Source organism: Pseudomonas sp. FeS53a, assembly GCF_000931385.1.
Classification (GTDB): Bacteria; Pseudomonadota; Gammaproteobacteria; order Pseudomonadales; family Pseudomonadaceae; genus Metapseudomonas; species Metapseudomonas otitidis.
Window position 1 is genome coordinate 1 of record NZ_JYFT01000068.1, and the last position, 26,704, is coordinate 26,704.

The 26,704-nt window shown below is 67.8% G+C and carries 23 protein-coding genes and 1 pseudogene; 19 read left to right on the forward strand and 5 right to left on the reverse strand.

Translation table 11 applies throughout. The annotated features are described in order from the left end of the window. Positions 1–413: 413 nt before the first annotated feature. From SZ55_RS21695 to SZ55_RS21710, 4 genes and pseudogenes are all read left to right on the forward strand, one after another. Positions 414–4,847 (forward strand): annotated as a pseudogene (locus SZ55_RS21695) (beta strand repeat-containing protein); the annotation flags it as partial. Positions 4,848–5,925: 1,078 nt separating this feature from the next. Next, the gene (locus SZ55_RS21700) at positions 5,926–7,422 is read left to right on the forward strand and encodes a TolC family protein (RefSeq protein ID WP_044411647.1); all 1,497 of its coding nucleotides are present in this window, start codon (positions 5,926–5,928) and stop codon (positions 7,420–7,422) included. Between the two features lie 200 nt (positions 7,423–7,622). Then, positions 7,623–8,636: a hypothetical protein gene (locus SZ55_RS21705; protein WP_044411513.1), complete on the forward strand. Its 1,014-nt coding sequence runs from the start codon at positions 7,623–7,625 to the stop codon at positions 8,634–8,636. A 132-nt stretch (positions 8,637–8,768) separates the two neighbouring features. Then, a complete protein-coding gene (locus tag SZ55_RS21710; RefSeq protein WP_044411516.1) occupies positions 8,769–9,872 on the forward strand; it encodes a hypothetical protein in 1,104 nt (367 codons plus the stop codon). Positions 9,873–9,954: 82 nt separating this feature from the next. Here the strand turns inward: SZ55_RS21710 and SZ55_RS21715 are convergent, their stop codons facing one another. Beyond that, positions 9,955–11,562 (reverse strand): methyl-accepting chemotaxis protein, encoded by a 1,608-nt coding sequence (locus tag SZ55_RS21715; RefSeq protein ID WP_044411519.1) that lies wholly within the window; start codon positions 11,560–11,562, stop codon positions 9,955–9,957. Between the two features lie 124 nt (positions 11,563–11,686). On the opposite strand from SZ55_RS21715, the gene arfB reads away from it, so the two are divergent. Beyond that, on the forward strand, positions 11,687–12,100 hold the full coding sequence (gene arfB, locus SZ55_RS21720) for an alternative ribosome rescue aminoacyl-tRNA hydrolase ArfB (protein ID WP_044411522.1): 414 nt from the start codon (positions 11,687–11,689) through the stop codon (positions 12,098–12,100). 39 nt (positions 12,101–12,139) lie between these two features. On the opposite strand, the gene SZ55_RS21725 is transcribed toward arfB, so the two are convergent. Genes SZ55_RS21725 through phhA form a run of 3 tightly spaced genes read right to left on the reverse strand, consistent with a single transcriptional unit; the run spans position 12,140 to position 14,577 of the window. Then, positions 12,140–13,333 (reverse strand): amino acid aminotransferase, encoded by a 1,194-nt coding sequence (locus SZ55_RS21725; RefSeq protein WP_044411524.1) that lies wholly within the window; start codon positions 13,331–13,333, stop codon positions 12,140–12,142. After that, positions 13,330–13,686: a 4a-hydroxytetrahydrobiopterin dehydratase gene (locus SZ55_RS21730; protein WP_044411526.1), complete on the reverse strand. Its 357-nt coding sequence runs from the start codon at positions 13,684–13,686 to the stop codon at positions 13,330–13,332. Before SZ55_RS21730 ends, SZ55_RS21725 begins: the two co-directional genes overlap by 4 nt. A 60-nt stretch (positions 13,687–13,746) precedes the next feature. Continuing rightward, positions 13,747–14,577 carry a phenylalanine 4-monooxygenase gene (gene phhA / locus SZ55_RS21735; RefSeq protein WP_309042769.1) on the reverse strand — a complete coding sequence of 277 codons (831 nt, stop codon included), beginning with the start codon at positions 14,575–14,577 and terminating at the stop codon, positions 13,747–13,749. Between the two features lie 356 nt (positions 14,578–14,933). On the opposite strand from phhA, the gene SZ55_RS21740 reads away from it, so the two are divergent. Next, positions 14,934–16,493, forward strand: a complete 1,560-nt coding sequence (locus tag SZ55_RS21740; RefSeq protein WP_044411533.1) for a sigma-54-dependent phenylalanine hydroxylase transcriptional regulator PhhR — start codon at positions 14,934–14,936, stop codon at positions 16,491–16,493. A 234-nt stretch (positions 16,494–16,727) separates the two neighbouring features. Here the strand turns inward: SZ55_RS21740 and SZ55_RS21745 are convergent, their stop codons facing one another. Then, on the reverse strand, positions 16,728–17,438 hold the full coding sequence (locus SZ55_RS21745) for an XRE family transcriptional regulator (RefSeq protein ID WP_044411536.1): 711 nt from the start codon (positions 17,436–17,438) through the stop codon (positions 16,728–16,730). A 147-nt stretch (positions 17,439–17,585) separates the two neighbouring features. Between SZ55_RS21745 and SZ55_RS21750 the strand changes: the two genes are divergently transcribed. The 13 genes from SZ55_RS21750 (at position 17,586) to SZ55_RS21805 (ending at position 26,701) form a co-directional block, all read left to right on the forward strand. Beyond that, the gene (locus SZ55_RS21750; protein ID WP_044411537.1) at positions 17,586–18,116 is read left to right on the forward strand and encodes a hypothetical protein; all 531 of its coding nucleotides are present in this window, start codon (positions 17,586–17,588) and stop codon (positions 18,114–18,116) included. Between the two features lie 162 nt (positions 18,117–18,278). Further along, entirely contained in the window at positions 18,279–18,653 is a 375-nt protein-coding gene (locus SZ55_RS21755; protein ID WP_044411540.1) for a putative holin, read from the forward strand. Further along, positions 18,646–18,921 carry a phage holin family protein gene (locus SZ55_RS21760; RefSeq protein WP_044411543.1) on the forward strand — a complete coding sequence of 92 codons (276 nt, stop codon included), beginning with the start codon at positions 18,646–18,648 and terminating at the stop codon, positions 18,919–18,921. The genes SZ55_RS21755 and SZ55_RS21760 overlap by 8 nt, the downstream gene beginning before the upstream one ends. A gap of 90 nt (positions 18,922–19,011) precedes the next feature. Beyond that, the gene (locus tag SZ55_RS21765; protein ID WP_177329742.1) at positions 19,012–19,545 is read left to right on the forward strand and encodes a phage neck terminator protein; all 534 of its coding nucleotides are present in this window, start codon (positions 19,012–19,014) and stop codon (positions 19,543–19,545) included. 1 nt (position 19,546) lies between these two features. Then, positions 19,547–21,046, forward strand: coding sequence for a DUF3383 domain-containing protein (locus SZ55_RS21770; RefSeq protein ID WP_044411545.1), 1,500 nt, complete (start codon positions 19,547–19,549; stop codon positions 21,044–21,046). A gap of 62 nt (positions 21,047–21,108) precedes the next feature. Continuing rightward, positions 21,109–21,540, forward strand: coding sequence for a phage structural protein (locus SZ55_RS21775; RefSeq protein WP_044411548.1), 432 nt, complete (start codon positions 21,109–21,111; stop codon positions 21,538–21,540). Between the two features lie 2 nt (positions 21,541–21,542). Continuing rightward, positions 21,543–21,950, forward strand: coding sequence for a phage tail assembly chaperone (locus tag SZ55_RS21780; protein WP_044411551.1), 408 nt, complete (start codon positions 21,543–21,545; stop codon positions 21,948–21,950). Then, positions 21,947–22,111: a hypothetical protein gene (locus tag SZ55_RS28370; RefSeq protein WP_160158626.1), complete on the forward strand. Its 165-nt coding sequence runs from the start codon at positions 21,947–21,949 to the stop codon at positions 22,109–22,111. The genes SZ55_RS21780 and SZ55_RS28370 overlap by 4 nt, the downstream gene beginning before the upstream one ends. Then, on the forward strand, positions 22,101–24,128 hold the full coding sequence (locus SZ55_RS27170; protein ID WP_052807640.1) for a hypothetical protein: 2,028 nt from the start codon (positions 22,101–22,103) through the stop codon (positions 24,126–24,128). The genes SZ55_RS28370 and SZ55_RS27170 overlap by 11 nt, the downstream gene beginning before the upstream one ends. Positions 24,129–24,137: 9 nt before the next feature. After that, positions 24,138–24,899, forward strand: coding sequence for a phage baseplate protein (locus tag SZ55_RS21790; RefSeq protein ID WP_044411553.1), 762 nt, complete (start codon positions 24,138–24,140; stop codon positions 24,897–24,899). Beyond that, complete coding sequence (locus tag SZ55_RS21795) at positions 24,896–25,213, forward strand: phage baseplate plug family protein (protein WP_044411556.1); 318 nt, start codon at positions 24,896–24,898, stop codon at positions 25,211–25,213. The genes SZ55_RS21790 and SZ55_RS21795 overlap by 4 nt, the downstream gene beginning before the upstream one ends. Continuing rightward, entirely contained in the window at positions 25,210–26,067 is an 858-nt protein-coding gene (locus SZ55_RS21800; protein ID WP_044411557.1) for a phage protein, read from the forward strand. The genes SZ55_RS21795 and SZ55_RS21800 overlap by 4 nt, the downstream gene beginning before the upstream one ends. Then, positions 26,060–26,701, forward strand: a complete 642-nt coding sequence (locus SZ55_RS21805) for a Gp138 family membrane-puncturing spike protein (protein ID WP_052807641.1) — start codon at positions 26,060–26,062, stop codon at positions 26,699–26,701. The genes SZ55_RS21800 and SZ55_RS21805 overlap by 8 nt, the downstream gene beginning before the upstream one ends. Positions 26,702–26,704: the final 3 nt, after the last annotated feature.

The following is a 26,704-nucleotide window of genomic DNA, read 5'->3' on the forward strand; positions in this document are numbered from 1 at the left end:
CCTGCCCCCAGGTTGTTGGTGAGGCTGCTGTTGACGATGGTCAGGATGCCGCTGCGGGGGGTATCTTCAACGCCAGCAGCGGCATCCTGACCATCGTCAACAGCAGCCTCACCAACAACCTGGGGGCAGGTGGTGGTGGCGGTGGCGGTGTTTCCAGCGACGCGGCCACTGGGCCTGGCAACAGGGTKGGCAATGGCGGGGCGGGCGGTGCCGGGGTCGGTGCCATCTGGAACGCCGGCGGCACCGTGCGCATGGACAGCACCAGCTTCAATACCCTGACCAACGGCAACATCGGCGCAGGTGGCCTGGGTGGCAAGGCGGCCGGCGGCACGAACGTCAACGGCGCCGACGGTGATTCCACCTCGACCCTCTACACCACCAATGGCGGCATTACCGATACCAACTACAACCCCAACGCCGCGCCCACCCTCGGCAACCTCAACGGTGACAGCGTCAACTGGACTGGTGTGGGCAATACCGTGCGCCTCGACGCGGGCAGCAACGCCAGCCTGGCCGATGCCGAGCTGGGCGCGCTGAACGGCGGCAACGGCAACTGGTCTGGGGCCAGCCTGGTGATCCAGCGTAACGGCACGGCGGTGAGTACCGACTTGCTGGACTTCGACACCGCCAGCGCGCTGTTCACCGTCAGCGGCAACAACCTGCAGGCGGGGGGGCTGACCTTCGCCACCTTCACCAACACCGGCGGCGTGCTGACCATCACCTTCACCAGCAGTGCTACCACCGCCACCACGGCGCTGGTCAACGACGTGGCGCAGCGCATCACCTACCGCAGCGACACGCCGGCCGGCGATGCCAACGTCAAGGTCACCCTCAATGACGGTGCCGGAGGCAGCGCCACGGCCAACGTCACGGTGGCCAGCGACACCATCTACGTCACCAGTACCAACGACACCGCGACCATCGACCCGAGCAACGGCACCAGCTTCAGCGAGGCCGTCGCCATCGCCGCTGCCGACAGCACCGGCACCCAGACCATCGTCTTCGCCAGCAACCTGGCCGGCCAGACGCTGAACCTCAACACCGTGTCGATCAACGAGAGCCTGACCTTCGACATGGACCAGGCCAGCGGCCTGGTACTCACCGGCGGCACCATCACCCTGGGCGCGGGCACCACCCAGACCTTCACCCATGGCGCCGGCGACACGGCGACCATCGCCAGCCTCATTTCCGGCAGCGGCGCCGTGACCAAGGCCGGTGCCGGCAACCTGACCCTCTCCGGCGCCGCCAATACCTTCTCCGGTGCCACCACCATCAGCGCCGGCACCCTGACGGTGAGCGGCGGGGATGCGATCTCCTCCAACAGCAGCGTGTCCGTCGCCGCAGGCGCCACCCTGGCCCTGGCTGGCAACGAGGCGATCGGCAACCTCTCCGGCGCCGGCTCGGTGACGCTCGGTAGTTTCAGTCTCACCAGCACCCAGACGGCGGATACCACCTTCTCCGGCTCCATCAGCGGCACCGGTGGAGTGGTTTTCAGTCAGAGCGGTTCCGCCACCTACTCGACCACGCTTTCCGGCACCAACACCTACACCGGCGCCACCCTGCTGGCCAACTACGCCTGGCTGAAGCTCAATGGCGACGCCTCCATGGCCGACAGCAGCACCGTGCGGGTCAACGGCAACAGCGTCCTGACGCTGCTCTCGAATCAGACCATCGGCAGCCTGGCAAGCAACAACGCCAATGCCAGCATCCAGCTGGGCAGCTACACGCTCACTGCCGGGGGCGACAACACCACCACCTCGGTGCTCGGGGTGATTTCCGGGACCGGTTCGCTGGTCAAGCAGGGCAGCGGCACCCTGACCCTGTCCGGCAGCAATACCTACGGTGGCGCCACCACCGTCTCCGGCGGCACCCTGTCGATCTTCGGTGACAGCAACCTGGGCGGCGACACGGTCACCCTGGCGGGTGGAACCGTGCTCGACGTCTCCGGCGCCACCACCATCAACAACGCCATCGTCCTGACCGGCAACAGCAGCATCGGCAACAGCAACGCCGTCACCCTCAGTGGTGCCATCAGCGGTGCCTACGACCTGACGAAAACCGGCAGCGGCACCCTGACCCTGTCCGGCAGCAACAGCTACGGCGCCACCTACGTGAGCGCCGGCACCCTGAGCGTGAGCAGCGACGCCAACCTGGGCTCGGGGGCGGTGAACCTGGCCGCCGGCAGCACCCTGTTGGTGTCCAGCGCCACCACCATCGACAACGCCATCGTTCTCGGCGGCAATGCCACGGTCAGCGCAGCGGCCAACGCCACCCTGTCCGGGGTGATCAGCGGTGCCTTCACCCTGACCAAGTCGGGAGTCAACACCCTGACCCTGTCCGGCAGCAACACCTACGGTGCCACCACCGTGAGCGCCGGCACCCTCAGCGTCGCCAGCGACAGCAACCTGGGCAACGGCACCGTTACCCTGGCCTCCGGCTCGACCCTGGCGGTGACCAGCGCCACCACCATCGACAACGCCATCGCCCTCAGCGGCAGTGCCACGGTCAACACCGGCGCCGACACCACCCTGTCCGGGGTGATCAGCGGCAGCAACAACCTGACCAAGTCCGGTGCCAGCACCCTCACGCTGACCGGCAGCAACACCTTCACCGGCAGCACCAGCGTCAACGCCGGCACCCTGAGCATCGCCAGCGACGCCAACCTGGGCGCCGGTGCGCTCAACCTGGCCAACGGCACCACGCTGCAGATCACCGGCAACACCACCATCGACAACGCCCTGGCGCTGACCGGCCTGGTCACCGTCAATGCCGGCGCGGCCGCCACCCTGTCCGGCACCATCAGCGGCACCGGCAGCCTGACCAAGACCGGCGCCAGCAACCTGACCCTCTCGGGCAGCAACACCAACAGCGGCACCACCACTGTGGCGGCGGGCACCCTGGTGGTCGACGGCAGCACCAACAGCGCCACCACTGTGGCCAGCGGCGCGACCCTGGCCGGCAGCGGCACCCTGGGCGGCGATGTCACCGTGCAGAGCGGCGGCACCCTCTCTCCGGGCGGCACGGGCGTTGCCACCCTGACCGTCAACGGCAACCTGACCCTGGCCTCGGGCAGCACCCTGGCCCTGGACATCAACGGCGCCACCGCCGGCACCGGTTACGACCGGGTGGTGGTGAACGGCGCCGTCGATGTGTCCGGTGCCACCCTGGCGGTCACCCACGGCTACGCGGCCGGCAGCGGTGACAGCTACACGGTGATCGTCAACGATGCCGCCGATGCCGTGACCGGCACCTTCAGCGGCGTCACCGAGGGCAGCAAGTTCAACGCGTCGGGCAACGGCACCGAGCTGACCACCAGCTACATCGGCGGCAGCGGCAACGACCTGACCCTGACCGCGCCCATCGCCCCGACCGTCACCAGCGTCTCGTCCAGCACCGCCAACGGCACTTACAAGATCGGCGACGTCATCACCGTCACCGTGCGCTTCGACAGCGCGGTGAACGTGACCGGCACCCCGACCCTGACCCTGGAGACCGGTGTCACCGACCGTGTGCTCGACTATGTGTCCGGCTCGGGCACCGACACCCTGACCTTCAGCTACACCGTGCAGGCCGGCGACAGCTCAGCCGACCTCGACTACGCCTCCAGCTCGGCCCTGAGCCTGAACGGCGGCACCATCAAGGATGGCGCCAACCAGAACGCCATCCTCACCCTGCCGACCCCCGGCGCCGCCGGCTCCCTGGGCGCCAACAAGGCCTTGGTGGTGGACGGCGTGCGCCCGGCGGCCACCAGCATCACCCTCAGCGACACGGCCCTGCGCATCGGCGAGACCGCCACCGTTACCGTGACCTTCAATGAGCGGGTCACCGGCCTGGACATTGCCGACTTCAGCGTGGCCAACGGCAGCCTGAGTGGGCTCAGCAGCAGCGATGGCGGCCTGACCTGGACGGCGACCTTCACCCCCAGCGCCAACATCAGCGACGCCACCAACCTGATCACCCTCGACAACACCGGGGTGATGGACCAGGCGGGTAACATCGGCAGCGGCACCACCGACTCGGTCAACTACGCCATCGACACCCAGCGTCCGACGGCCACCATCGTGGTCACCGACACCGTGCTGAAAGCCGGGCAGACCACCACGGTCACCATCACCTTCAACGAGGCCGTGGCCGGGCTAACCACGGCGGACTTCAGCGTTGCCAACGGCACCCTGAGCGGCCTCAGCTCCAACGACGGTGGCGTCACCTGGACGGCGACCCTGACGCCCAGTGCCAGCGCCAACGATCCGACCAACCTGATCACCCTGGACAACACCGGCTACACCGATGTCGCCGGCAACGCCGGCAGCGGCACCACCGACTCCAACAACTACGCCATCGACACCCAGCGCCCGACGGCCACCATCGTGGTCACCGACACCGCGCTGAAGGCCGGGCAGGGCACCACCGTCACCATCACCTTCAGCGAGGCGGTGTGCGGGCTGACCACGGCGGACTTCAGCGTGGCCAACGGCAGCCTGAGCGGGCTCAGCTCCGCCGACGGCGGCATCACCTGGACGGCGACCCTGACGCCCAGCGCCAACGTCACCGACCCGACCAACCTGATCACCCTGGACAACACCGGCTACACCGATGCCGCCGGCAACACCGGCACCGGCACCACCGATTCCAACAACTACGCCATCGACAGCCGCGCCCCGGCCGTCACCTCCGTCGGTGTACCGGCCAATGGCACCTACCTGACCGGCAACACCCTCGACTTCACGGTGAACTTCGATGAGGCCGTGACCGTCGACACCACCGGCGGCACGCCGCGCCTGGCCATCACCCTGGACACCGGCGGCACCGTCTACGCCAACTACGTCAGCGGCTCGGGCAGCACCGCCCTGGTGTTCCGCCTCACCGTCGCCAGCGGCCAGCAGGACAGCAACGGCATCGCCGTCGGCGCCAGCCTCGATGCCAACGGCGCGACCCTGCGCGATGCCGCCGGCAACAACGCCCAGACCGTGCTCAACAACGTGGGCTCCACCGCCGGCGTGCTGGTGGACGCCGCCGCCCCGCAGGTCACCAACATCGCCATCGATGGCACCTCGCCGACCCGCGACACCACCCTCAGCTTCACCGTGACCTTCAGCGAGGACGTCAGCGGCGTCGACCTGGCCGACTTCGCCCTGGCCACCAGCGGCAGCGCCAGCGGCACCCTGCTGTCGCTGGTGCAGGTGGATGCGCGCACCTACCGCGTCACCGTCAGCGGCGTCACCGGCCAGGGCACCCTCGGGCTGTCCCTCGCTGCCGCCGGCAGCGGTATCACCGACACCGTCGGCAATGCCATGGCGAACAACTTCGCCACCGTGGGCTACGTGCTTGGCGGGGTCGAGGGCGATCCGGAATTCCGTGCCAACCCGACGCCCAGCGTGCCGACCACGCCGACCGCACCGATCCAGCCCAACGTGCCCAGCGTGCCGCCGTCCAGCACCACCTCGCCGTTGCTGCCGCCGCCGCTGTTCGAGCAGCCGACCCTGGGCAGCGGGGTGCCCACCGTGGGCAACATCTTCATCAACCCGAACGCCCTGGCGCCCAGCTACATCGCCCAGGTCTTCGCCAGCAGCGACAGCTCCGCCAGTGACGGCGGCGCCAACGGCTTCCTCGGCTTCGGCGGGGGCGACGGCGGCGTGTTCGGCACCAGCAGCTTCTCCAGCATGTTCGGCAAGGATGTGCCGCAGCAGGACATGCAACTGAAGGTATTCGACGGCAAGCAGTGGCGCGGTGGCGACACCGGCAAGAACGGGCGGGGCCTGACCGGCGCCCCCACTCTCGGCCAGCAACTGCACGCCATGAAGGAAGCCGACCTGCGCCCGGTGCGCGAGTTGGCCCAGGCCCTCGGGCAGGTGGCGGGGGCCACCACCCGTGGCTGACATGACAAGAAAGGGAATCACCGTGCCGTACCAGGGGGCGGCCGCCAGCATGAACCAGACCTACAAGCTCTTCACTGCCAGCCTATTGGCCTTGGCCATCAGCGGGTGCGCCGTGACCACCCAGCCCATCGACCGCAGCGAGAGCGAGGCCCGTGCACGGGCGGACCTCTCCAGCATGTTCAAGGACCAGGAGCCCCTCAGTGGGCCCCTGACCCTGAACGAGGCCATGGCCCGGGCCATCAAGTACAACCTCGAGGCGCGCCTCAAGGTGATGGAGCATGCCCTGGCCGAGCGCCAGCTGGACCTGGCCACCTTCGACATGCTGCCGCGCATGGCGCTGTCCGCTGGCTACGCCGGGCGCAACAACGTCAGCGCCTCCAGCAGCCGCAGCATCGAGACCGGTTCCCAGTCCCTGGAACCGTCCACCTCCCAGGACCGCGACCGTGGCGTGGCGGACCTGACCATGGTGTGGAACGTGCTCGACTTCGGCGTCAGCTACATGAGCGCCAAGCAGCAGGCCGACCAGCGCCTGATCGTCGAGGAGCGCCGTCGCAAGGTCATCCACACCATCACCCAGGACGTGCGCTCCGCCTACTGGCGGGCCGTGGCCGCCGAGCGCCTGCTCAAGCAGATCGACAGCCTCATGGCCCGCGTCGACAAGGCCCGCGATGACAGCCGCAACCTCAGCACCCAGCGCATCGGCGATCCGGTGCAGGCGCTGAGCTACCAGCGTGCGCTGATCGAGGCCACCCGCCAGCTGGAAGAGCAGCGCCGCGCGCTGTCCCTGGCCAAGACCGAGCTGGCCGCGCTGATCAACCTGCCGCTGAACACCGACTTCCAGCTGGCCGCCAGCAACGACTACGCGGTGCCCGAGCTGAAGGTGAACTTCGCCCAGCTGGAGCAGCAGGCCCTGGCCAGCCGCCCGGAACTGCGTGAGCAGGACTACCAGGCGCGCATCAGCGCTGCCGAGACCCGCAAGGCCATGCTGCGCCTGCTGCCCGGCCTGGAGTTCTCCGCCGGTGGCCACTACGACAGCAACAGCTTCCTGGTGAACCAGAGCTGGGCCGACTACGGCGTGAAGGTCACCTGGAACCTGTTCAACGTGCTCTCTGCCCCGGCGGCCATCGATGTGGCCAAGGCCGGCCAGGACGTCACCGTGGCCCGCCGCCAGGCTATGTCCATGGCCATCCTCGCGCAGCTCTACGTGGCCAGCGCCAACTACGCCGAGGCCCGCCGGCAGTTCCAGACCAGCCAGCAACTGGCCGACCTGGACGGGCAGATCGCCGAGCAGTTGCGCAACCGCTACAGCACCCAGAGCATCGGCGAGCTGGAGCTGATCCAGGGCGAGCTGAACACCCTGCAGGCCCAGCTCAAGCGCGACCTGGCCTATGCCGACCTGCGCAACGCCTACAACCAGGTGTTCGTCAGCGCCGGTGTCGACCCGCTGCCCGGCTCCCTGCCGGACACCCGCCTGAGCACCCTCGCCAACGCCCTGGCCAGCAGCCAGGCGCGCCTCGAACAGGGCGACATCAGCCCGGCCAAGTAAGCGGCCGGCGAGCCTGCCCGGTGGATCGTGCCCCTGCGATCTGCCGGGTGGGCCCGCATGCCTTCCTTCCTCTTCCTGACGATCCTGCGTCCGTCTTGTGAATCCACGAGTGTGATCGGCCTCGCGGATGGCCACCTGCGCCTGTCCGCCTTCCCGGGCTTTCTGCGAGCATGGGCGCCTGCCATTGCCGAGGTGCGCCGATGATCCCCGTTCCCAACCCCACCGTGTTCCTGATCATCGGGTTGATCTACCTGCTCGGCGTGCTGGCCGTGCCCGTGCTGCTGGCCCTGGCGGCCTCCCTGTGCTGGCCGCGCTCGCGTCGGCATGTGCTGGCGCGTCCCTGGCGCTACGGCCTGCTGACGCTGGTGATGCTGGTGCCGGTGGGGCTCATGGGCGCGTTGTGGCTGCAGGAGCGCGAGTTCGCGGCGGAATTCGCCGCCCGTCAGGCGGCGCTCAACCCGCGCCTGGAGCAGCCGCTGACCCTGGGCGACCTGACCTTCCCGGCGGGCAGCCAGGTCAAGCTGGAGACCCTCGATCCGCTGGACTGGCAGGACCAGCCCCAGCCCCACGGGCTGGAGAGCCTGAAGGAGGCCGAGCTGCCCGCGCCCATGGCACTGCTCGGCTTGCAGGTGGACGCCCTCGACCTGCCGACCGGCTATAACTCCAGCCGCGTGCGCCTGGCCCGCGAAGGCCAGGTGGACGGGTGGCCCTGCGCCGCCGGGGAGTGGGTGGAGTTCCGTCGCACCCAGGAGGACCGCCTGAAGCCCGCCGGCTGGCACTTCGAGAGCTGCCCGCTGACCCCCGGCCACTCCGTGCAGGGTATCGACTGGCCGACCGGCACGACGCTGCGGCAGCTGGGCGAGCACTGGGTGCTGCGCAACGACGGCCCCGCCGACCTGCCGTTCGATGGCCTGCACTGGCTGTCCCTGGTGCTGGAGCTGGATGCCCGGCGCGAGCCGGTGTTCTGGGAGGGCGAGCTGGCCCGGCCGCTGGTGCTGGGTGGCTGGCACTACCCGGTGGGCACCCGCGTGCGTCACGAGGGGGATGGCCTGTCGCTGTTCAGCCCCACCGACCGGGCCGTGGCGGTCCGCGAGGCAGACGGCCTGAAGCAGGGCGCCGGTCGCTCGATCCTGCAGCGGCGCAGCGACGGCCAGGTGCTGAAGATGCCGGCCAACGACGAGGTGGGTGTCATCGACTGGATGGTCCTCGAATAGCCCCGGGGCCCCTTTCGGACCGGGCTTTCCGACCTTTCGCCCGCGCCCGTCACTGGGTCCCGATTGCCCGATGCAGCCGACTCTGGGAGGGTAGCCGCTGCCCTGAGGCGTTGGAATTTTCGGGAGTCAGTCATGAAACTCGTTCTGCACTTCGACGGTTCTGTCGCGATCAATACCCTGCGCCAGGTGCTCCTGGCCGCTGGTGAAAACACCACCGTGCACTACGGGGCCGCCCACGGCCTGGATGCGGGGGCGCTGCTGTCGGTGGTGAGCGCCGCCGGCAGCGACCGCCGCCTGGTGCTCGGTTTCGACGGGGCCCGCGCCGAGACGCGCAACCTCCAGCAGGCGGTGAGCTTCGCCGGCCCGCACACGGCGGTGGAGATCAACGCCGCCCAGGCGGTGAACCCCGCTGCACTGCGCTCGACCCTGGCGGCGGCCGGTGATGGTCGCCAGGTCCGCGCCACCTTCACCGGCGGCCGCGCCAGCGCAGAAGCGCTGCTGGCCGCGCTGGGCGTGGCGGGTGAGCGGGTCGACATCGGCATCGGTGCCGCCCAGTCGCTGGCCCCGGAAGCGCTGCTGGCGGCCCTGGAAGCGGCCGGTGACGGGCGCAACCTCGCCGTGGAGCTCAGCGGCACGCAACCGGCCGCGCACCTGCTGCAGGCGGTCGAGGCGGCCGGGGCGAGCACCGGCATCGTCATCGGTGGCGCCCAGGCCCTGACGGCGGACGAGCTGCGCGACACGCTGGGCGCCGCAGGCAACGGCCGCCACCTGAGCCTGGTGTTCAACGGCGCGCAGGCCGGCGAGACCGACCTGGCGAGCGTGGTGGCGGGCGCCGGCACCAACACCCTGGTGCGGGTGAACACTGCCGAGTCCCTGGACAGTGCCAGCCTGCTGGCCTGCATCGGTGCCACCGGCAACACCCGCCAGCTCTCGGTGGAATTCAACGGCGCCCTGCAGGCCGAGGTGAACCTGGCCCTGGCGCTGGAGGCGGCCGGGGTGAGCACCGCCGTGGCGGTGAACACGGCCCAGGAGGTGGCCGAGCCCAGCCTGCTGGCCGCCTTCGAGGTGGCAGGCGACCAGAAGCGCTTCGACGCCGCGTTCAACGGCGCACAGCTGACCCCGGAAGCCCTGCAGCGTTACGCCGGGGCTGCCGGCCAGCAGGTGACCCTGAGCATCGGTGGCGCCCATGCGCTGCCGCTGCCGGCGTTGCTGGAGGCCGTTCGCCTGGCAGCCTGACCGCTGGTTTGGCCGCACCACGAAGCCGCCTTGCCCTGATGGGCAAGGCGGCTTTTTTGTGGGCAGGCAGGGGAGGGGCTGGCTAGACCTGGAAGCGCGACACCGAGGACTGCATGGCGGCGGCCACCTGGTCCAGCCGCTGGGCGGCTGCGGCCAGTTCGTGCATGGCCTCGGTGTTGCTGCGGGACATGTGGGCGATGAGTTCGACCCGCTGCGCCACTTCACTGCTGGCCTTGGACTGCTCGCCGATGGTGTGGGAGATCTCGTCCACTACTTCAGCCGCCTTGTGGGCACCCTCGCGGATTTCGCTGATGGAGCTGCCGGCCTGGGTGGCGAGGGTGACGCCGTCCTGCACGCGGGTGACGCCGGTCTGCATGCTGTTCACCGCCTGGTCGGTGCTTTCGCGGATGCGCGCGATCATGCCGGTGATCTCCTGGGTGGACTGGGCAGTGCGCGCCGCGAGGTTGCGCACCTCGTCGGCGACCACGGCGAAGCCACGCCCGGCCTCGCCGGCCCGGGCCGCTTCGATGGCGGCGTTGAGGGCCAGCAGGTTGGTCTGCTCGGCGATGCTCTTGATCACCTGGATGATGGAGTGGATCTCTTCGGACGAGCGGCCCAGGGCGGTGATGGTGTTGGAGGAGCTGTTCACGGCCTCGGCGATGCGGTTCATGCCGTCCACCACGCCTAGGATGACCTGCCCGCCACTGCTGGCCAGGCCTTCGGAATGGGCGGAAATGCCTTGGGCGTTGCGCGCGTGGTCGGCGATCTGGGCGATGTTGGTGATCATCTGCTCCATGGCGGCGGCCATGCTGGCGGCGCTCTCGGCCTGCTGGTTGGCGCCGTCGACGATGCCCCGTGAGGTGTCGCTGAGGGTGGTGGCGGTGCCGCGCAGCTCTTCGCTCTCCAGGCGGATGCTGGCGATCATCTCGCGCAGGCTGTTCTGCATCTGGGCCAGGGCTTCCATCAGCTGGCCGGCTTCGTCGCGGCTTTCCACCTGGATGCTGTTGCGCAGGTTGCCCTGGGCGATGGCACGGGCCACGTCGATGGTCTTCTTCAACGGGCGCATGATGGCGCTCATCAACTGTGCGGTGGCGAGGCAGAGCACGACGCAGACCAGCACCAGCCCGCCCAGCAGCCACCAGGCGGCGCTGTGTACGGCGTCGCTGGCAGTCTGGCGGGCCTCGTCGGCGCGGGTTTCGATCAGGGTGCTGAGCTTCTCGTTGCGCTCCTCCAGCTCGCTGAAAATGCGCTGGAAGTCGCTCAGCTGCGCGCGGCTCGCCTGGGGATCGCGCAGGGCGTCGTCCACCAGCTTGCCGGCTGCTGCGATGTAGGTGTCGATCAGCGGGCGCAGGTCGCGGATGGACTGGCTGAGCTCGGGACTCAGCGGCAGCTTGGCGTTCTCGTCCATGACCTTGCGGAACCACTGGCTGTGCTCGCTGAAGTCGTTGCGCACCTGGCTGGCGGCGGCGCTGTCGCCCGGGTCGGCGACGAAGGCGGCGAGCACGTCGGCGCGCAGGGCGTCGTGCATCATGTCGCCTTCCATGTGGTTGCGCAGGGCCGTGACGCTCAGCTGGTTCTCGGCCAGTGCATCGGCGAGGCGGTTCTGCCCGAGCAGGCCGATGCCCCCCAGCAGTGCGGCGGCGAGCACGCTGATGACGCCCGATGCCACCAGTTTCTGACGGATGTTCATCCCCTTGGCCTCCCTTGCGAAGCGGATCGTTGGCTAAGCGTAGTTCAGTGTTGGCGGGCCAGCGTGCTCGCATCAGGGCCTTTGCGCGGCGTATTCTGGGCGCCCTTTTTCGCGGGTCGTCGTCATGCTGCAGATTTCCTCCAACGTCCAGATCCCCGACGACGAGATCGAACTGACCGCCATCCGCGCCCAGGGCGCCGGTGGGCAGAACGTCAACAAGGTCTCCAGTGCGGTGCACCTGCGCTTCGACAGCCAGGCCTCGTCGTTGCCGCCGTTCTACAAGGAACGCCTGCTGGCGCTGCGGGATGCGCGCATCACCGCCGATGGGGTGGTGGTGATCAAGGCCCAGCAGTACCGGACCCAGGAACAGAACCGTGCCGATGCGCTGGAGCGCCTGGCGACGCTGATCCGCGAGGCGGCGGTGGTGCAGAAGAAGCGCCGGCCGACGCGCCCCACCCTCGGCTCCAAGACCCGTCGCCTCGACGGCAAGAGCAAGCGCGGGGCGATCAAGGCCGGGCGCGGCAAGGTGGATTACTGAGCCGACCGGGCGACCCCATGCAGGGGCCGCCCGGTGCGCTCAGCAGACCTTGGCGATGGCGGCGGCGAGGTCGCCGATGCGGCTGAAGTCCAGCCCGGCGATGTTGGCGCGGCCGGTGCCCACCATGTAGATGCTGAACTCGCTGCGCAGTCGCGCCACCTGCTCCGGCGACAGGCCGGTGTAGGAGAACATGCCGCGCTGCACGCCGATGTGGGCGAAGCGCTCGGCCAGGCCGTAGGGCTGCAGGGCTTCCACCAGGCCCCGGCGCAGGTCGGCGACGCGGCGGCGCATGCCCTCCAGCTCGGTGATCCATTCGGCCTTCAGCTTGGCATCCTCGAGGATGGTGGCGACCACGGCGGCGCCGTGGGCGGGCGGGGTGGACCACAGGTTGCGCGCGTGGAAGGCCAGTTGGCTGCGGACGTCGGCGAGCTTCTCGGCATCTTCGGCGCAGACGATGAGGGCGCCGGTGCGTTCGCGGTAGAGGCCGAAGTTCTTCGAGCAGGAGCTGGTGACCAGCACCTCCGGCAGGTTTTCGGCGAACAGGCGCACGGCCCAGGCGTCGTCGTCCAGGCCATCGCCGAAGCCCTGGTAGGCGAAGTCGATCAGTGGCAGCAGTTCGCGGCGCTTCACCACCTCCAGCACCCGTTGCCAGTCGGCCTGGGCCAGGTCGAAGCCGGTGGGGTTGTGGCAGCAGGCGTGCAGCAGCACCACGTCGCCGACGGGAATGCGTTCGAAGGCTGCCAGCAGGCCTTCGACGTCGAGGCGGTTGGCGGCGTCCACGTAGGGGTAGTGGCTGATCGCGACGCCGACGGCGTTGAAGATGGTTTCGTGGATCGGCCAGGTCGGGTCGCTCAGCCAGATACCACGGCCCGGCAGGTTGCGGGCGATGAACTCGGCGGCCAGGCGCAGGGCGCCGGTGCCGCCCGGGGCCTGGGTGGTGCCGGCGCGACCGGCGCGTTGTACGGGGTTGCCGATGCCCAGCACCAGGTCCTGCAGCAGGCGGCCGAAGGCGGCGTCACCGTGGCCACCGACGTAGGTCTTGGTGGTTTCCAACTCCAGCAGGCGCTGCTCGGCATGCTTCACGGCGTGGGGAATGGGGGTGAGGCCGCGGGCGTCCTTGTAGACGCCGACGCCCAGGTCGAGCTTGTTGGGGTGGGTGTCCTGGCGGAAGGCGTCCATCAACCCGAGGATGGGGTCGCCCGGCACCCGGCCCACGGCGGCGAAGTGGCTCATTTGCGGCCCTCGGCGGTTTCGGCGATGCGGTCGGTACGCGCGGCCATGATGAAGTCGTTGCGGTGCAGGCCCTTGGCTTCGTGGCTCCACCAGGTGACGGTGACCTTGCCCCACTCGGTGAGCAGGCCCGGGTGGTGGCCTTCTTCCTCGGCGGCGGCGCCGACGGCGTTGGTGAAGGCCAGGGCGTGGCGGAAGGTGCGGAACAGGAAGACCTTCTCCAGCTGCATGATTCCGTCGCGGACTTCGATGTTCCAGTCCGGGATCTCCTTGATCAGCGTGGCCAGTTCGTCGTCGGAAACCAGCGGGGCGCCGGCGCGGCAGGCTTCGCAGTGGGCTTGGGACAAGGCGGTCATGGGGTTCTCCGTTGTTCGTTCGGCCGGCGTGGCTCGCCGGCTCCTTGAGTCTGGTTCGGTTCAGGCCGCCTTGGGCGGGAATTTCGGCGCGTGCAGGCCGAGGGCCATGGCCTGGTGGACCAGGGCCATGATGTCCTCGTGGGCCAGCTCGAACAGGCGCTTCAGCTCCGGCAGCACGAAGTACAGGGGTTGCAGGATATCGATCCGGTACGGCGTGCGCATCGCTTCCAGCGGGTCGAAGGCCTGGTGCTCGGGCTCGCTGGACAGCGAGTAGACCGTCTCCTTCGGCGAGGAGAGGATGCCGCCGCCATAGATACGGCGGCCCTGGGGCGTGTCCACCAGGCCGAACTCGATGGTCATCCAGTAGAGGCGGGCGAGGTACACGCGCTCTTCCTTGGTGGCCTTGAGGCCGAGCTTGCCGTAGGTGTGGGTGAACTCGGCGAACCAGGGATTGGTGAGCAGGGGGCAGTGGCCGAAGATCTCGTGGAAGATGTCGGGCTCCTGCAGGTAGTCCAGCTCCTCCGGGGTGCGGATGAAGGTGGCCACGGGGAACTGCTGGCTGGCCAGCAGCTCGAAGAACGTCTGGAAGGGGATCAGCGCCGGGACGCGGGCGACGCGCCAGCCGGTGGCGGCCTGGAGCACGCGGTTGATCTCGTCGAGCTGGGGAATGCGGTCGTGGGGCAGGGCGAGGCGTTCGATGCCGTCCAGGTAGTCCTGGCAGGCGCGCCCTTCGATCACCTTGAGCTGGCGGGTGATGAGGGTGTTCCAGACGGCGTGCTCGCTGTCCGGGTAATGGATGAAGCCGCTGTCGTCCGGCTCGCGGGCCACGTAGTGGGTGGTTTTCATTCGGCCTCCCAGGGCGCGACGTTGTTGTTGTGTTGACCCAGGGATACCGCGTTTCGGTGGGCTGGGGCGGTGCAGGAGGTCGGGCTGGATGGGAAGGTGGGGGTGTGTTTCGTAACGAATTCTTTACGATTTTGCCAGTGGCCGGTGTTTCGGCCTTGCTGGTGCGTCGAAGTGTCACATATTCTTGACGGAAAAATCGGGCAGGACGCTGATTTTCCCGGCACTGCCCCTGGTGTGCACCTCTGAAAACGTAGGCGAGGCCGTCAGCGCAAGGCAAAAACAGGCGAAAAAGCGCAGTTTACGTGGTGTAAATGAGCACTTTGAGTCGGTTTTTAACGCAGCGATGACAACGCAGGTAGTTTTTGGAGGTGCACTGACAAGAGCCCGTTTCGGGGTGCCTCATGCGCATCAAAGTCCATTGCCAGAACCGCGTAGGGATCCTGCGCGACATCCTCAACCTGCTCGTCGACTACGGCATCAACGTCAACCGTGGTGAAGTGGGCGGGGACCAGGGCAACGCCATCTACCTGCTGTGCCCCAACCTCATCAACCTGCAACTGCAATCCCTGCGGCCGAAGCTGGAGGCCATCCCCGGCGTATTCGGCGTGAAGCGCGTGGGGCTGATGCCCAGCGAGCGTCGCCACCTGGAGCTGAACGCCCTGCTGGGGGCGCTGGAGTTCCCGGTGCTGTCGGTGGACATGGGCGGCTCCATCGTCGCCGCCAACCGCGCGGCGGCACAGTTGCTGGGCGTGCGGGTGGACGAGGTGCCGGGCATCCCGCTGTCGCGCTACGTGGAGGATTTCGACCTGCCGGAGGTGGTGCGGGCCAACAAGGCGCGGGTGAACGGCTTGCGCATCAAGGTGCGCGGCGACGTGTTCCTGGCCGACATCGCGCCGCTGCAATCCGAGCACGACGAGAGCGAGGCCCTGGCCGGCGCGGTGCTGACCCTGCACCGCGCCGACCGGGTGGGGGAGCGCATCTACAACGTGCGCAAGCACGAGCTGCGCGGCTTCGACAGCATCTTCCAGAGTTCGCGGGTGATGGCGGCGGTGGTGCGCGAGGCGCGGCGCATGGCACCGCTGGACGCGCCGCTGCTGATCGAGGGCGAGACTGGCACCGGCAAGGAGCTGCTGGCCCGTGCCTGCCACCTGGCGAGCCCGCGCGGGCAGTCGCCGTTCATGGCGCTGAATTGCGCCGGGCTGCCGGAATCCATGGCCGAGACGGAGCTGTTCGGCTACGGCCCCGGGGCCTTCGAGGGCGCCCGGCCGGAGGGCAAGCTGGGGCTGCTGGAGCTGACCGCCGGCGGCACGCTGTTCCTCGATGGCGTGGGGGAGATGAGTCCGCGCCTGCAGGCCAAGCTGCTGCGCTTCCTGCAGGACGGCTGCTTCCGCCGGGTGGGCAGCGACGAGGAGGTGTACCTGGACGTGCGGGTGATCTGCGCCACCCAGGTGGACCTGTCGGAGCTGTGCGCGCGGGGCGAGTTCCGCCAGGACCTCTACCACCGCCTCAACGTGCTGTCCCTGCACATCCCGCCGCTGCGCGAATGCCTGGATGGGCTGGGGCCGCTGGTGGAGCACTTCCTCGACTCGGCCAGCCGGCAGATCGGCTGCCCGTTGCCGACCCTCGCGCCCCAGGCGCTGGAGCGGCTGTCGCGCTACCACTGGCCGGGCAATGTGCGGCAGCTGGAGAACGTGCTGTTCCAGGCCGTCTCCCTGTGCGAAGGCGGCCAGGTGCGTGCCGAGCACATCCGCCTGCCGGACTACGGCGCGCCACAGCCCCTTGGGGACTTCTCCCTGGAAGGCGGGCTGGAGGCCATCGTCGGGCGCTTTGAGCGGGCGGTGCTGGAGCGGCTGTTCGCCGACCACCCCAGCAGCCGGCAACTGGGCAAGCGTCTGGGGGTGTCGCACACCACCATCGCCAACAAGCTGCGGCAGTACGGATTGGGTCGGGAAGAGGCCTGAGCCGGCAGGCCGCTGGGGTTCCAGGCGGGTCAGCACGGGGCGTGTTCAACGGCCTGTTAGACCTTGGTGCAATGGTTGGGCCGGCGCTCGGGGGGTACAAAGGACGCGTCTGAATCTTGCGTGATCGGACACAAGCGTTTCTAGCATTCCCATCCCGGAATGAATTGGGCGGGCGACCAGATGGTCGCCCATTTTTTTGCCTGTGTTCCGGAGGTCACGCGGTGCCAGCGCTGCCTAGAGCAGCACCGAATACCAGAACACCCGGCCAATGACGTTGATGTGCTCGGCCACTTCGGTGGCCTCGTAGCGCTCGTCGGGGTGTTCGTCGCTGTTGAAGCTGCGGATGCGCAGCCCGCCGCCAGGGAGGCGGTAGAGCAGCTTCACCCGCAGTTGCCCGTCGTGGTCGAAGGCGTACATGTCGCCGTCCTTGATGGTGCGCGAGCTGGTGTCCACGCCCACCGTGCTGCCGTCGGGCAGGACCGGTTCCATGCTGTTGCCGTTCACCGTCACGCAGGCCGCGCTGGCCGCGTCGATGTTCTTCTTGCGCAGCGAGTACTTGCCGAAGCGCAGCTTGCGCCCGGTGGTCTGCAGCACCACGGTGCTGCCCTTGCCGCCGGACAGCTCCACTTCCTTGTAGAAGGGCAGCTCGACCTCGTCGGGGTCCAGCGGGGTGTCGTCGTCCCAGGACTCCACGGCGCCGGCCCAGTTGGCGTTCGCGCCGGACGGCGGCATGCGCGTGTCGAGCATGCCGCCGTGGCCTTCGGCGAGCCAGCGCGGGCTGACGCCGCAGACAGTGGCGATCTGCGTGGCAAAACTGGTCGCGCGCGACTTGCCACGCTCCAGATCGGAAATGGAGGCCTGGGTCATGCCAGTCGCCTGGGCGAGCTGGACCTGGCTGAGGTTGGCGTGCTTTCGCGCCGCCCGGATTCGGTCTTTGAGTTCCATGGGGCAGCAGATTAACGGTGCGCCTATTTCATTGCAAGCACCTATATATAGGTATTATTATATGCGCCTGTGCTGCCCCGTTGCCGTGAACCGGTCGACGGGGCTTTTGTTTAGCCCTGCCACGGGGCATGGAAAAGGAGACAGCCCATGTTTAACAGCACCGAACAGGCCCTGGCCGTAGCGTATTGGATGGCTGAACACCGGGTGGGGCCGAAGTCGTCCACGGCGATGGCGATCGATGTGCTGCGCGAGCGTTTCGACACCCAGTTCGTCGAGCGTCTGCCCAGCGGCCTGAGCCCCCACGAATGGCAGGCCCAGGCCACCATGACGATCCGTTTCGCCCAGCGCCTGCTGGCCGACCACCCCCTCGAACTGGCCGTGGTTCAGGCCGAATACGCCCACGGGCGCGACTTCGTGCTGGCCATGGCGGCCCTGCGTGACTGGCTCAAGCCGCAGGCCGATTCGGCCGAGCAGCGTGCCGCCCTGGCACTGCTGATGCGCATGTTCCGCCGCCCGCCCCACAGCATCCGCGAGATCGAGCGCCTGACCGGCCTGTCCAAGAGCACCCTGCACCGCTGGGACCAGGATTGGCGCGCGCGCGTGGCCCTGAAACTTCGCGAGGCCCTGGCGCGCCTGGAGGCGCCGATGAGCCGTGCGGGGATTGTCGTGGCGCATTGAAAATATTTTTGAAAAAAACAGGTTCTCCCATATTGACCTGTTGGGACGATAAAGGTAACCTAGCTCCAAGATCGAAATCAGACCATCAAGAGCCCGCCCACCAGCGGGCTCTTTCGTTTCCGGGCCCGGTCGATCATCGGGCCCTCTTCAAGGAGTCCCATCATGACCGAGCCCAGTGTCGCTGCGGCAATGGCAGGGGGGATGACCGGCGCGGGGTTGGCGATCCTGATCCCCAGCATCGATGGCAACGCGCTGATCGGAGGATTCGGCGGTGCCATCTTCTTCGTGGTGTTCGCCCGTGACTACAAGCCCCTGACCCGCGCCGGCTACCTGCTGGTGTCCTGGGTGGGGGGCTACTACGCCGCCGTCGAGGCGGTCAGTCGCGGGCTGGCCCAGACCAGCGGGGTGGTGGCCTTCGTGGCCGCCACCCTCTGTGTCACCGGAGGGATCGGGATGCTCGAATGGATGCGCGGCGGGCAGTTGCCCAACTGGCTGCGCACCTTGTTGCGCCGAGGCGCGGGAGGCCGCAATGGATGACCCGTTGGCCACCGCGACCCTCTTCGTCTGTTCGGCCATCTGCCTTCGGCTGATCACTTACCGGCGGCGCGGTTCGCGCTTCCGCCCCGGTGTTTCGCTCTGCGCCTACCTGATGGCGCTGTGCACCGGCAGCCAGGCCCTGAGCATCGCGGTCGGCCGCTACCCCGTGGGGCAGCTGTCGCCGTGGATGCTGGGGGTGTTGCTGATCCTGCTGGTCCTGGTCTTCAGGGCCCGCGGCAACCTCGCCCGCATCCTGCGCCTGGGCTGACGCCCGGCGCCCACCTGTTCCATCCCCGGCCTGGCCGGGCGGCCCCGGTCGCCCGCGCTGGGTCGTGCCCTGCATATAAAGGAGAACACCATGAGCATCACCGCCACGCGGCTGGATGTGGCGGCCCTGCGCGAAGCGCTGCGCAGCCTGCTGGAGCTGCCGGCCGGGGCGCTGGTGGCCGCCGACCAGGCCGCTGCGCCGCCGGCGGGCCTGTACGCCAGCCTGCGCGAGCAGCAGTCCGCCGAGGTGGGCGTGTCCCGCCGCGAGTTCAACGGCAATGGCGAGCGGGAAACCGTCGTCACCGCCTGTGAAACCACCTTCCACCTCATCACCCATGGCCCCGGGGCGCTGGATCTGGCGCACGACGCGCGCTCGATCCTGCAGTCCAGCCGGGCCCTGGACAGCTTGCGCCGGCTGGGCGTTGCCCTGCCGCGCATGAAACCCATCGACAACCTGTCCGCCGTCGAGGCGGGCGTGGCCAAGGAGCAGGCCCGTCTGGAGCTGGTCCTCGTCCATGGCCACCAGGTGGTCCTGGAACAGAAACGCATCGCTTCCTCGGTGGTGACCGCCCACACCGATACGGGCCTCACCGCCACCCTTACAGTGAATCCAACGGAGACCTGATATGTCCCTTCCGCTTTCGCAGATCGTCAACGTACAACTCAACGTTCAACCGGTGGCCAGCCCGCGCCGTGACTTCGGCCAGCTCGCCCTGTTCACCCCCGAGGCCGGCAACGTCTTCACCGACGCCGCCACCCTCTATATCAGCTGCGCCAGCCAGGCCGAGGTGGAAGCCGCCTTCGGCAGCACCTCCCAGACCGCCCTGGCCGCCAGCGCCTTCTTCGCCCAGAGCCCGCGACCCAAGCAACTGCTGGTGGCGCGCTGGCTGAAGAACACCCGCAACGTGCCGGCGGTGAAGGCCGCCCTCAACGGCACGCCGCTGGTGGCCACCCTGGACCAGCTCAAGGCCATCAGCGCCGGCCAGTTCTCGGTGACCGTGGACGGCGTCCGCCAGGACGTCACCGGCCTGAACTTCAGCGCCGCCAGCGACCTGCCGGCCATCGCCGCGCTGATCGACGCCAAGCTCACCGCCCAGGCCGTCAGCTGCCGCTATGACGCCGTGGCCAACCGCTTCATCCTCGAAGCCGACGTCGCCGGCCAGACCAAGTCCGTCGGTTTCGTCCAGGACCTGGGCGCCACCGGCGCCTACCTGGGTGGCCTGCTGCGCCTGGAGAACGGCATGGCGCAGAAGGTCGCCGGTCGCGATGCCCTGGTGCTGGCTGCGCAGACCCTGCCCGAGGCCTTCACCGCGCTGCTGGAGGTCAACTCCGGCTGGTACGCCGCCACCGTCGCCGCGTCCCTGACCGACGACGAGATCGAACAGGCGGCCGCCTGGGTGCTGGCTGCGGACAAGAAGGTCTTCGGCGTCACCACCCAGAACCCCAGCCACCTGGAGAATGTGCCGAGCAACCCGTTCAAGCGCCTGAAGGATCGCCAGAGCTACCGCACCGTCGCGGTCTACGACAAGAACGACCCCTACGCCGTGGCCAGCTGGCTGGCGCGTGCGCTGTCGGTGAACTTCGCCGCCAACAACTCCACCCTGACCATGAAGTTCAAGCAGCTGCCGGGCATCAGCGCTGACAACCTGACCCTCACCGAAGCGGACAAGTGCCGGAAGCTGGGCCTGAACTTCTACACCTACTTCGACGAGTCGGCGATGGTCGCCGAGGGCACCGTGATCGGTGGCCGCTTCTTCGATGAAGTGCACATCCTCGACTGGTACGTCGACGCGGTGCAGAAGGAGGTCTTCGCCACCCTCTACCGCTCTTCGAGCAAGGTGCCGCTGACCGACGCCGGTGTGGCGCGCCTGCTGGCCGCCGTGCGCAAGGTCTGCCGCGAGGGCGTGAACAACGGTGCCTTCGCCCCCGGTGTGTGGAACGGCGACCCGTTCGGCAACCTGGTCAGCGGCGAGCGCCTGGACGAGGGCTACTACGTCTGGGCCGACAGCGTCGACAACCTGTCCACCTCCGACCGCGAGCAGCGCAAGGCGCCGCCGATCCAGGTGGCCCTGAAGATGGCCGGCGCCGTTCACTCCGTGGACGTGCTGGTCAACTTCGACCGCTGATCCCGACCCACCCAACGTTTTCCGGCCCCCGCGTGGGGCCTTTTCATTTCCGGAGATTTTCCATGGCTATCTACGACCAGAAACAACTGTCCGTCCTGATCAACGGCTACGAGATCAGCGACTGGGGCGCCGGCGCCGATGTCCTCAAGCTGGCTTTCACCGCCGAATCCGGCTCCATGAAGATCGGCAGCAACGGCACCGGCGTGTTCGTTGCCAACAACGACCGGTCCGCGACCCTCACCCTGAAGCTCAAGCAGCACTCGCGTGACAACAAGTTCCTCAACAGCCTGCGCCTGCTGCAGGAAGGCAACCTCAAGGCCTTCACCCCGCTGACCCTGGAAATGCGCGACCTGCTCAACGAAGACCTGATCAGCGCCACCCGCGGCTATTTCACCAAGCGTCCCGAGGTGACCCGTGGCAGCGAGGCCAACGACACCACCTGGACCATCGTCTTCGAGCGCGCCAACGTGAACCTGGAACAAGGAGTCGCCTGACCATGAACGCCGAACATCGCATCAACCTCGACGGCTTCGACTACGTCATGCGCCCGGCCAACGCCATGCCGGCCTGGAACGCCCTGAAGAAGGCCGCGCGCCTGCTGCAGGGCGTGGAGATCAAGCGCGGCGAGGGCGGCGACAGCCTGGCCATCGGCGCCATCCTGGCCAACCTGGGCGATCCGGTGGTGGCGGAGATCGAAGCGCTGGTGATCCAGCAGACCAACGTGCAACCGGCCGACGGCGCGGCATTCCGCCTCGCCGACCGCGCCGAGGCGCACTTCAACCAACACCGCGGGCACCTGGTGCCGCTGCTGGTGGAGGGGGTGAAGTACCAGTTCGCCGATTTTTTCGCCGCCGCCGCGCCAGCCCTGTCGGCGATTCTGCCGGGACCGGCCGAGGCGGAGTGACCGACTGGTTCCTGTTCACCCCTGTCATGCGCCAGCTCTGCACCCTGCACGAGCTGCGCGCGCTCTACACCCTGGCCGACTTGTGCGACTTCCATGACGCGATAGCCGAATGGGATGACGCACAGCGTCAGGCCCACGAGAGGCAGGCCAATGGCAATTGAAATTGGAATCCAACAACTCAGCACGCAGTTCGCGCTGGGCCTGCAGCAGATCACCAACACTCTGAAGCAGGAGCTGAACGTCATCAGCAATACGCTGGTGCAGGAGATCAGCGTGGTGAACCACCTCAGGCAGAACGTCGAGGTCACCCGCAACACCCTGCTCTCCAGCAACCAGGCCCACTACACCTACATCGAGACCCTCAACCAGGTTCAGGACAAGGCGGCGCAGGTCGAGGGCAGCTCGTCCAGGATCGGCGGCGCCATCTCCCAGGTGGCCTCCAAGCTCTTCGACTTCGTGCAGTCCTCCCTGGGCAGCCTGAAGGACCTCAAGGCCGGGCCGGATGCCCTGGGCGTCGTCACCGACGAGCAGGCCCAGTCGGCCAAGGACTACCAGACGTCCATGGAGAAACTGGACAAGGTGCTGGACGGGGTGAAGGCGCGGGTCGGCCTGGGCCTCGCCCCGCAACTGTCATTCCTGGCGGACCGCTTCCTCGCGGTGGTGGACGCCAACAAGGAGCTGATCACCGAAGGGCTGCAGAAGACCATGACGCTGGTCGCCGAAGGCCTGGACGCGGTCTACAACTTCGGCCGCGCGCTGGACTTCGTGGTCAGCGGAACCGTCGGATGGGACAACGCCCTGATGATGCTCGGCACGGCCCTGCTCTGGGTCGGCCGCGCCAGCCTGATGGCCTTCGCCACCAACCCCATCATGTGGATCATCGCCGCCCTGGTGGTGGTGATCGCCCTGGTGGACGACTTCATGACCTACCTGGACGGCGGCGAATCGGCCTTCGGCGGCGTCTGGGAGCCGCTGGTGAAAGGCTTCAAGGAAGTCGGCGCCATCCTGGCGGACATGAAGGCGCAGTTCGACGCCTTCTGGGCGGAGAACGGCGAGACGGTGATGGCCTTCGCCGACGGCCTGATGATGTTCATCGGCGCGGGCATCAGCAACGTCATCAACCTGTTCAAAGGCTTCTCCGCCTTGCTCAGAGGAGATTTCGACGGCGTCAAGGAGGCGTTCGGCGGGATATTCGAAGGCTTGGCCACGCAGTTCGAAGTGATCGGCAGCCTGTTCTCCTGGGAGCCGTTGCTCAATGGCATCGCTGCGGTAGAGGCCGTGCTGAATGGGCTGAAGGCACGGTTCATGGCTCTCTGGGGGGAAATCAGCGAGTCGGCGATGGCTTTCGCCGACGGCCTGGTGGTGTTCATCGGCGCGGGCATCAGCAACGTCATCAACCTGTTCAAAGGCTTCTTCGCCTTGCTGCGAGGAGACGTCGACGGCGTCAAGGAGGCGTTCGGCGGGATATTCGAAGGCCTGGCCACGCAGTTCGAAGTGATCGGCAGCCTGTTCTCTTGGGAGTCGTTGCTCAACGGCATCGCCGCGGTAGAGCTAGTCCTGAATGGGCTGAAGGCACAGTTCATGGCCCTCTGGGGGGAAATCAGCGAATCGGCGATGGCCTTCGCCGAGGGCCTGATGGCCGGCATCGGTACCAGCATCAACTACGTCATCAACCTGTTCAAAGGTCTGTTCGTCCTCGTCAAAGGCGGCTTCGACGGCATCAAGGAAGTCTTCAACAGCTGGTTCGAAGGCGTGAAGGCCAAGTTCGAGGCACTCGGCGCCGGGTTCAAGAAGGTCGCCGGGATGTTCGGTTTCGGTGACGACAAGGAAGGCGCGCCCGAGGCGGCCAAGGAATCGCCGGGGATGTTCTCCGGCGTGGCCGGGTTCTTCGGCTGGAACAGCACCGACGACCAGGCCGCCACGGCACCTCGCCTGGTGGAAGGCGCCAGCCAGTTCACGGCCGGTGTGCACGACGCACAGAGCCGCGCGGCGCTGGGCGCCGGCGTCGGTGCCGCCTCCCTCGTGGCCCCGGTGAGCAACAACAGCTTCAACCAGTCGGTCACGGTCCACGTGAGCGGAGACAACCCCCAAGCCATCGGACGGGAGGTCGCCGAGCAGGTGGCCTCCAACCAGCAGCGCCTGGCCACCCACAACAACCAGAGTGACATCAGACAGTGAGGTGAATCGATGGTCATGCTGATCAACCGCCGCATCGGCACGATGAGGCTCGATGCGGTCATCAACGAAACCCACACCGCTGAACTCAAGATCACCGAAAACCCGGTGGAGAGCGGCGCCAACATTGCCGACCACGCCTACGCGCAGCCCCGCACATTGAAGATCAAGGGCATCGTGGTCGAGCATTACGACCCCCTGGCGGCCCTGGCCGCCGAGGTCACGCCGGGGCTGCGCAGCAGTGTCGACTTCGTCGACGAGGTGAAGCCGGGGATCCTGGCCAACCTGACCCGGCAGGCCCGCAATCGGGCCCAGCGCGAGCTCAAGAGCTGGCTCAAGCCCCAGGTGGACACACCCAAGGCCCGGCCCCTGGCGCCCTGGATGCTGGAGTACCAGCCGCTGTCGCGCTTCGACAGCTCGCCCAGCCAGTCGCGCCTGCAACAGGTCTACCAATGCCTGCTGGACACCCAGAAGGCCGGTGAACTGCTGCAGGTGCAGACCGGTTTCTACCTGTACAAGAACATGCTGCTCACCACGATTTCCGCCGTGCAGGCCATCGATGGCGCCATCGAGCTGGACCTGACCCTGCGCGAAGTCCTGGTGGTGGATACCCGCGTCATCAATGGCGTGGTCACCCCGGCGGCCGGGACCAAGCGTTCCGGACGCTCCCAGTGCCAGGCAGCGGAGAAGAAGTCCAAGGGCAAGACCACGCCCAAGACCAAGAAGCGCAATGAGAGCTTTGCGCATGCGGTAGGCAGGACGGTGTTCTCATGAAGCAGATCCCCATCAGCAGCGACCCGCTGCAGGAGCAGAGCTTCGAGTTCGCCGGCTACCGCCTGCGCCTGACCCTTCGCTACAACAGCATCGGCGACCACTGGGCCATCGACCTGCTGGACGAGGCCAAGGGCACCTGGCTGGCCCAGGGGCTGACCCTGGTGACCGGCGTGCCGATGCTCTGGCGCAGCACCCTGCCGTTCTTCCTCTGGCTGGAAGATGTCAGCGGCGTCGGCCTCGACCCCATCGGCGGCGATGACATGGGCAGCCGCTGCCTGCTCCACATCGGCGAGAAAGCGGAGGTGCAGCCATGAGGCAGTTCGGCCGGCGTTACCGCCTGATCCTCGGTGCCGACCAGGAAGGATTGGTGATCGACAGCCTGCGGGTGGCCTTCGACTTCACCAAGAGCATCGACAACAAACCCAACCCGGGAACGATCCGCGTCTGGAACCTCAACCCCGAGCACCGCGAACAACTGCAGGACGGCACCCTGCGCAAGGCCTGGCTCTGGGCCGGCTACAGCGAGCTGCGCCTGCTCTACGCCGGCGACATCGCCGAGGCGGCGGTGGAGCGCAAGGGCCTGGACAACATCACCGTGCTCACCTGCGCCACCGGTGCGGTGGATTACCGCGAGGCGCGCATCAGCCGCTCCCTCGCCGCCGGCAGCACTGCCGACGACCACGTCAAGGCAGCGGTGCAGTCGATGAAGTCCACCACGCCGGGGCAGATCACCCTGCCCAAGCAACGGCCCCTGCCGCGCGGCAAGGTGCTGGTGGGGCTGAGCCGCGACGTGCTCAGCCAGGTGGCGGCGGAGCAGGGGGCCGACTGGTCCATCCAGGACGGCGAACTGCTGCTGCTGCCCGCCGGCAACGTGCTGGACGACCAGGCCGTGTTCCTCTCCCAGGAAACCGGCCTGATCGGCTCACCCAAGGAAGTGGAGGGCGGCCTGGAGCTGACCTGCCTGATCGACCCGGCACCCCGGGTCGGTGGCACGGTGCGGGTGAAGTCCATCGAGCCGCGCTTTGACGGCGACTACAAGATCGTCAGGATCATCAGCAAGGGCGACGTCATGGAGAAGGACTGGTTCTGCGTGCTCACCGTGAGCAAGGGCGAGTTCCAGCCGGCCGGCGGCGCCAAGAGCCAATCCGGAGGCAAGAGCAATGGGTAACTACGACTGGCAGACCCCCTCGACCGAGGTCGCCATGGGCACCGCCCTCGACACCCGCATCAAGCGCCTGCACACCGCGCTGCCGGGGCGCATCGTCGCCTTCGATGCCGCCCGCCAGGTGGCCAGCGTGCAGCCGATGATCGAGCAGCAGCTGATGGATGGCTCGCGCCAGCCCCTGCCGATGCTGCCCGACGTGCCGGTGCAGTTCCCTCGGGGGGGCGGCTTCGTGCTGACCTTCCCGGTCAAGCCGGGCGACGAATGCCTGCTGGTGTTCAACGAGCGCTGCATCGACGGCTGGTGGCATTCCGGTGCCTCCAGCGAACCGCTGGACTACCGCCAGCACGACCTGTCGGACGCCGTGGCGGTGATGGGCATCAGCTCGCTGCCCCAGGTGGTGCCGGCCTTCGCCACCGACGCGGTGGAACTGCGTCGGCTGGACGGTTCGGCCTACGTACGCCTGGACGAGGGCGGCACCCTGACGCTGGACGGCGCCAAGGTGCTGATCAAATGCCCGGTGGTGTTCGAGGCGGGCATGACCGGCAAGGGCGACGTGGTGTCCAGCGGCATCAGCCTGGAACGCCACCTGCACGGCCAGGTCATGGCCGGCCCGGCCGTCACCGGCGTGCCGCAATGAGGA

Excerpts from the sequence above, each read along its gene's own strand:
- SZ55_RS21750 (WP_044411537.1), top strand. The coding sequence starts at position 17,586 with ATGTTTAACAGCACCGAACAGGCCCTGGCCGTAGCGTATTGGATGGCT.
- SZ55_RS21765 (WP_177329742.1), top strand. The coding sequence starts at position 19,012 with ATGAGCATCACCGCCACGCGGCTGGATGTGGCGGCCCTGCGCGAAGCG.
- SZ55_RS21760 (WP_044411543.1), top strand. The coding sequence starts at position 18,646 with ATGGATGACCCGTTGGCCACCGCGACCCTCTTCGTCTGTTCGGCCATC.
- SZ55_RS21775 (WP_044411548.1), top strand. The coding sequence starts at position 21,109 with ATGGCTATCTACGACCAGAAACAACTGTCCGTCCTGATCAACGGCTAC.
- SZ55_RS21770 (WP_044411545.1), top strand. The coding sequence starts at position 19,547 with ATGTCCCTTCCGCTTTCGCAGATCGTCAACGTACAACTCAACGTTCAA.
- SZ55_RS21715 (WP_044411519.1), bottom strand. The coding sequence starts at position 11,562 with ATGAACATCCGTCAGAAACTGGTGGCATCGGGCGTCATCAGCGTGCTC.
- SZ55_RS21710 (WP_044411516.1), top strand. The coding sequence starts at position 8,769 with ATGAAACTCGTTCTGCACTTCGACGGTTCTGTCGCGATCAATACCCTG.
- SZ55_RS21700 (WP_044411647.1), top strand. The coding sequence starts at position 5,926 with ATGAACCAGACCTACAAGCTCTTCACTGCCAGCCTATTGGCCTTGGCC.
- SZ55_RS21745 (WP_044411536.1), bottom strand. The coding sequence starts at position 17,438 with ATGGAACTCAAAGACCGAATCCGGGCGGCGCGAAAGCACGCCAACCTC.
- SZ55_RS21740 (WP_044411533.1), top strand. The coding sequence starts at position 14,934 with ATGCGCATCAAAGTCCATTGCCAGAACCGCGTAGGGATCCTGCGCGAC.
- SZ55_RS21725 (WP_044411524.1), bottom strand. The coding sequence starts at position 13,333 with ATGAGCCACTTCGCCGCCGTGGGCCGGGTGCCGGGCGACCCCATCCTC.
- SZ55_RS21805 (WP_052807641.1), top strand. The coding sequence starts at position 26,060 with ATGGGTAACTACGACTGGCAGACCCCCTCGACCGAGGTCGCCATGGGC.
- SZ55_RS21730 (WP_044411526.1), bottom strand. The coding sequence starts at position 13,686 with ATGACCGCCTTGTCCCAAGCCCACTGCGAAGCCTGCCGCGCCGGCGCC.
- SZ55_RS21755 (WP_044411540.1), top strand. The coding sequence starts at position 18,279 with ATGACCGAGCCCAGTGTCGCTGCGGCAATGGCAGGGGGGATGACCGGC.
- SZ55_RS21800 (WP_044411557.1), top strand. The coding sequence starts at position 25,210 with ATGAGGCAGTTCGGCCGGCGTTACCGCCTGATCCTCGGTGCCGACCAG.
- SZ55_RS21705 (WP_044411513.1), top strand. The coding sequence starts at position 7,623 with ATGATCCCCGTTCCCAACCCCACCGTGTTCCTGATCATCGGGTTGATC.
- SZ55_RS21790 (WP_044411553.1), top strand. The coding sequence starts at position 24,138 with ATGGTCATGCTGATCAACCGCCGCATCGGCACGATGAGGCTCGATGCG.
- SZ55_RS21780 (WP_044411551.1), top strand. The coding sequence starts at position 21,543 with ATGAACGCCGAACATCGCATCAACCTCGACGGCTTCGACTACGTCATG.
- arfB (WP_044411522.1), top strand. The coding sequence starts at position 11,687 with ATGCTGCAGATTTCCTCCAACGTCCAGATCCCCGACGACGAGATCGAA.
- SZ55_RS21795 (WP_044411556.1), top strand. The coding sequence starts at position 24,896 with ATGAAGCAGATCCCCATCAGCAGCGACCCGCTGCAGGAGCAGAGCTTC.
- SZ55_RS27170 (WP_052807640.1), top strand. The coding sequence starts at position 22,101 with ATGGCAATTGAAATTGGAATCCAACAACTCAGCACGCAGTTCGCGCTG.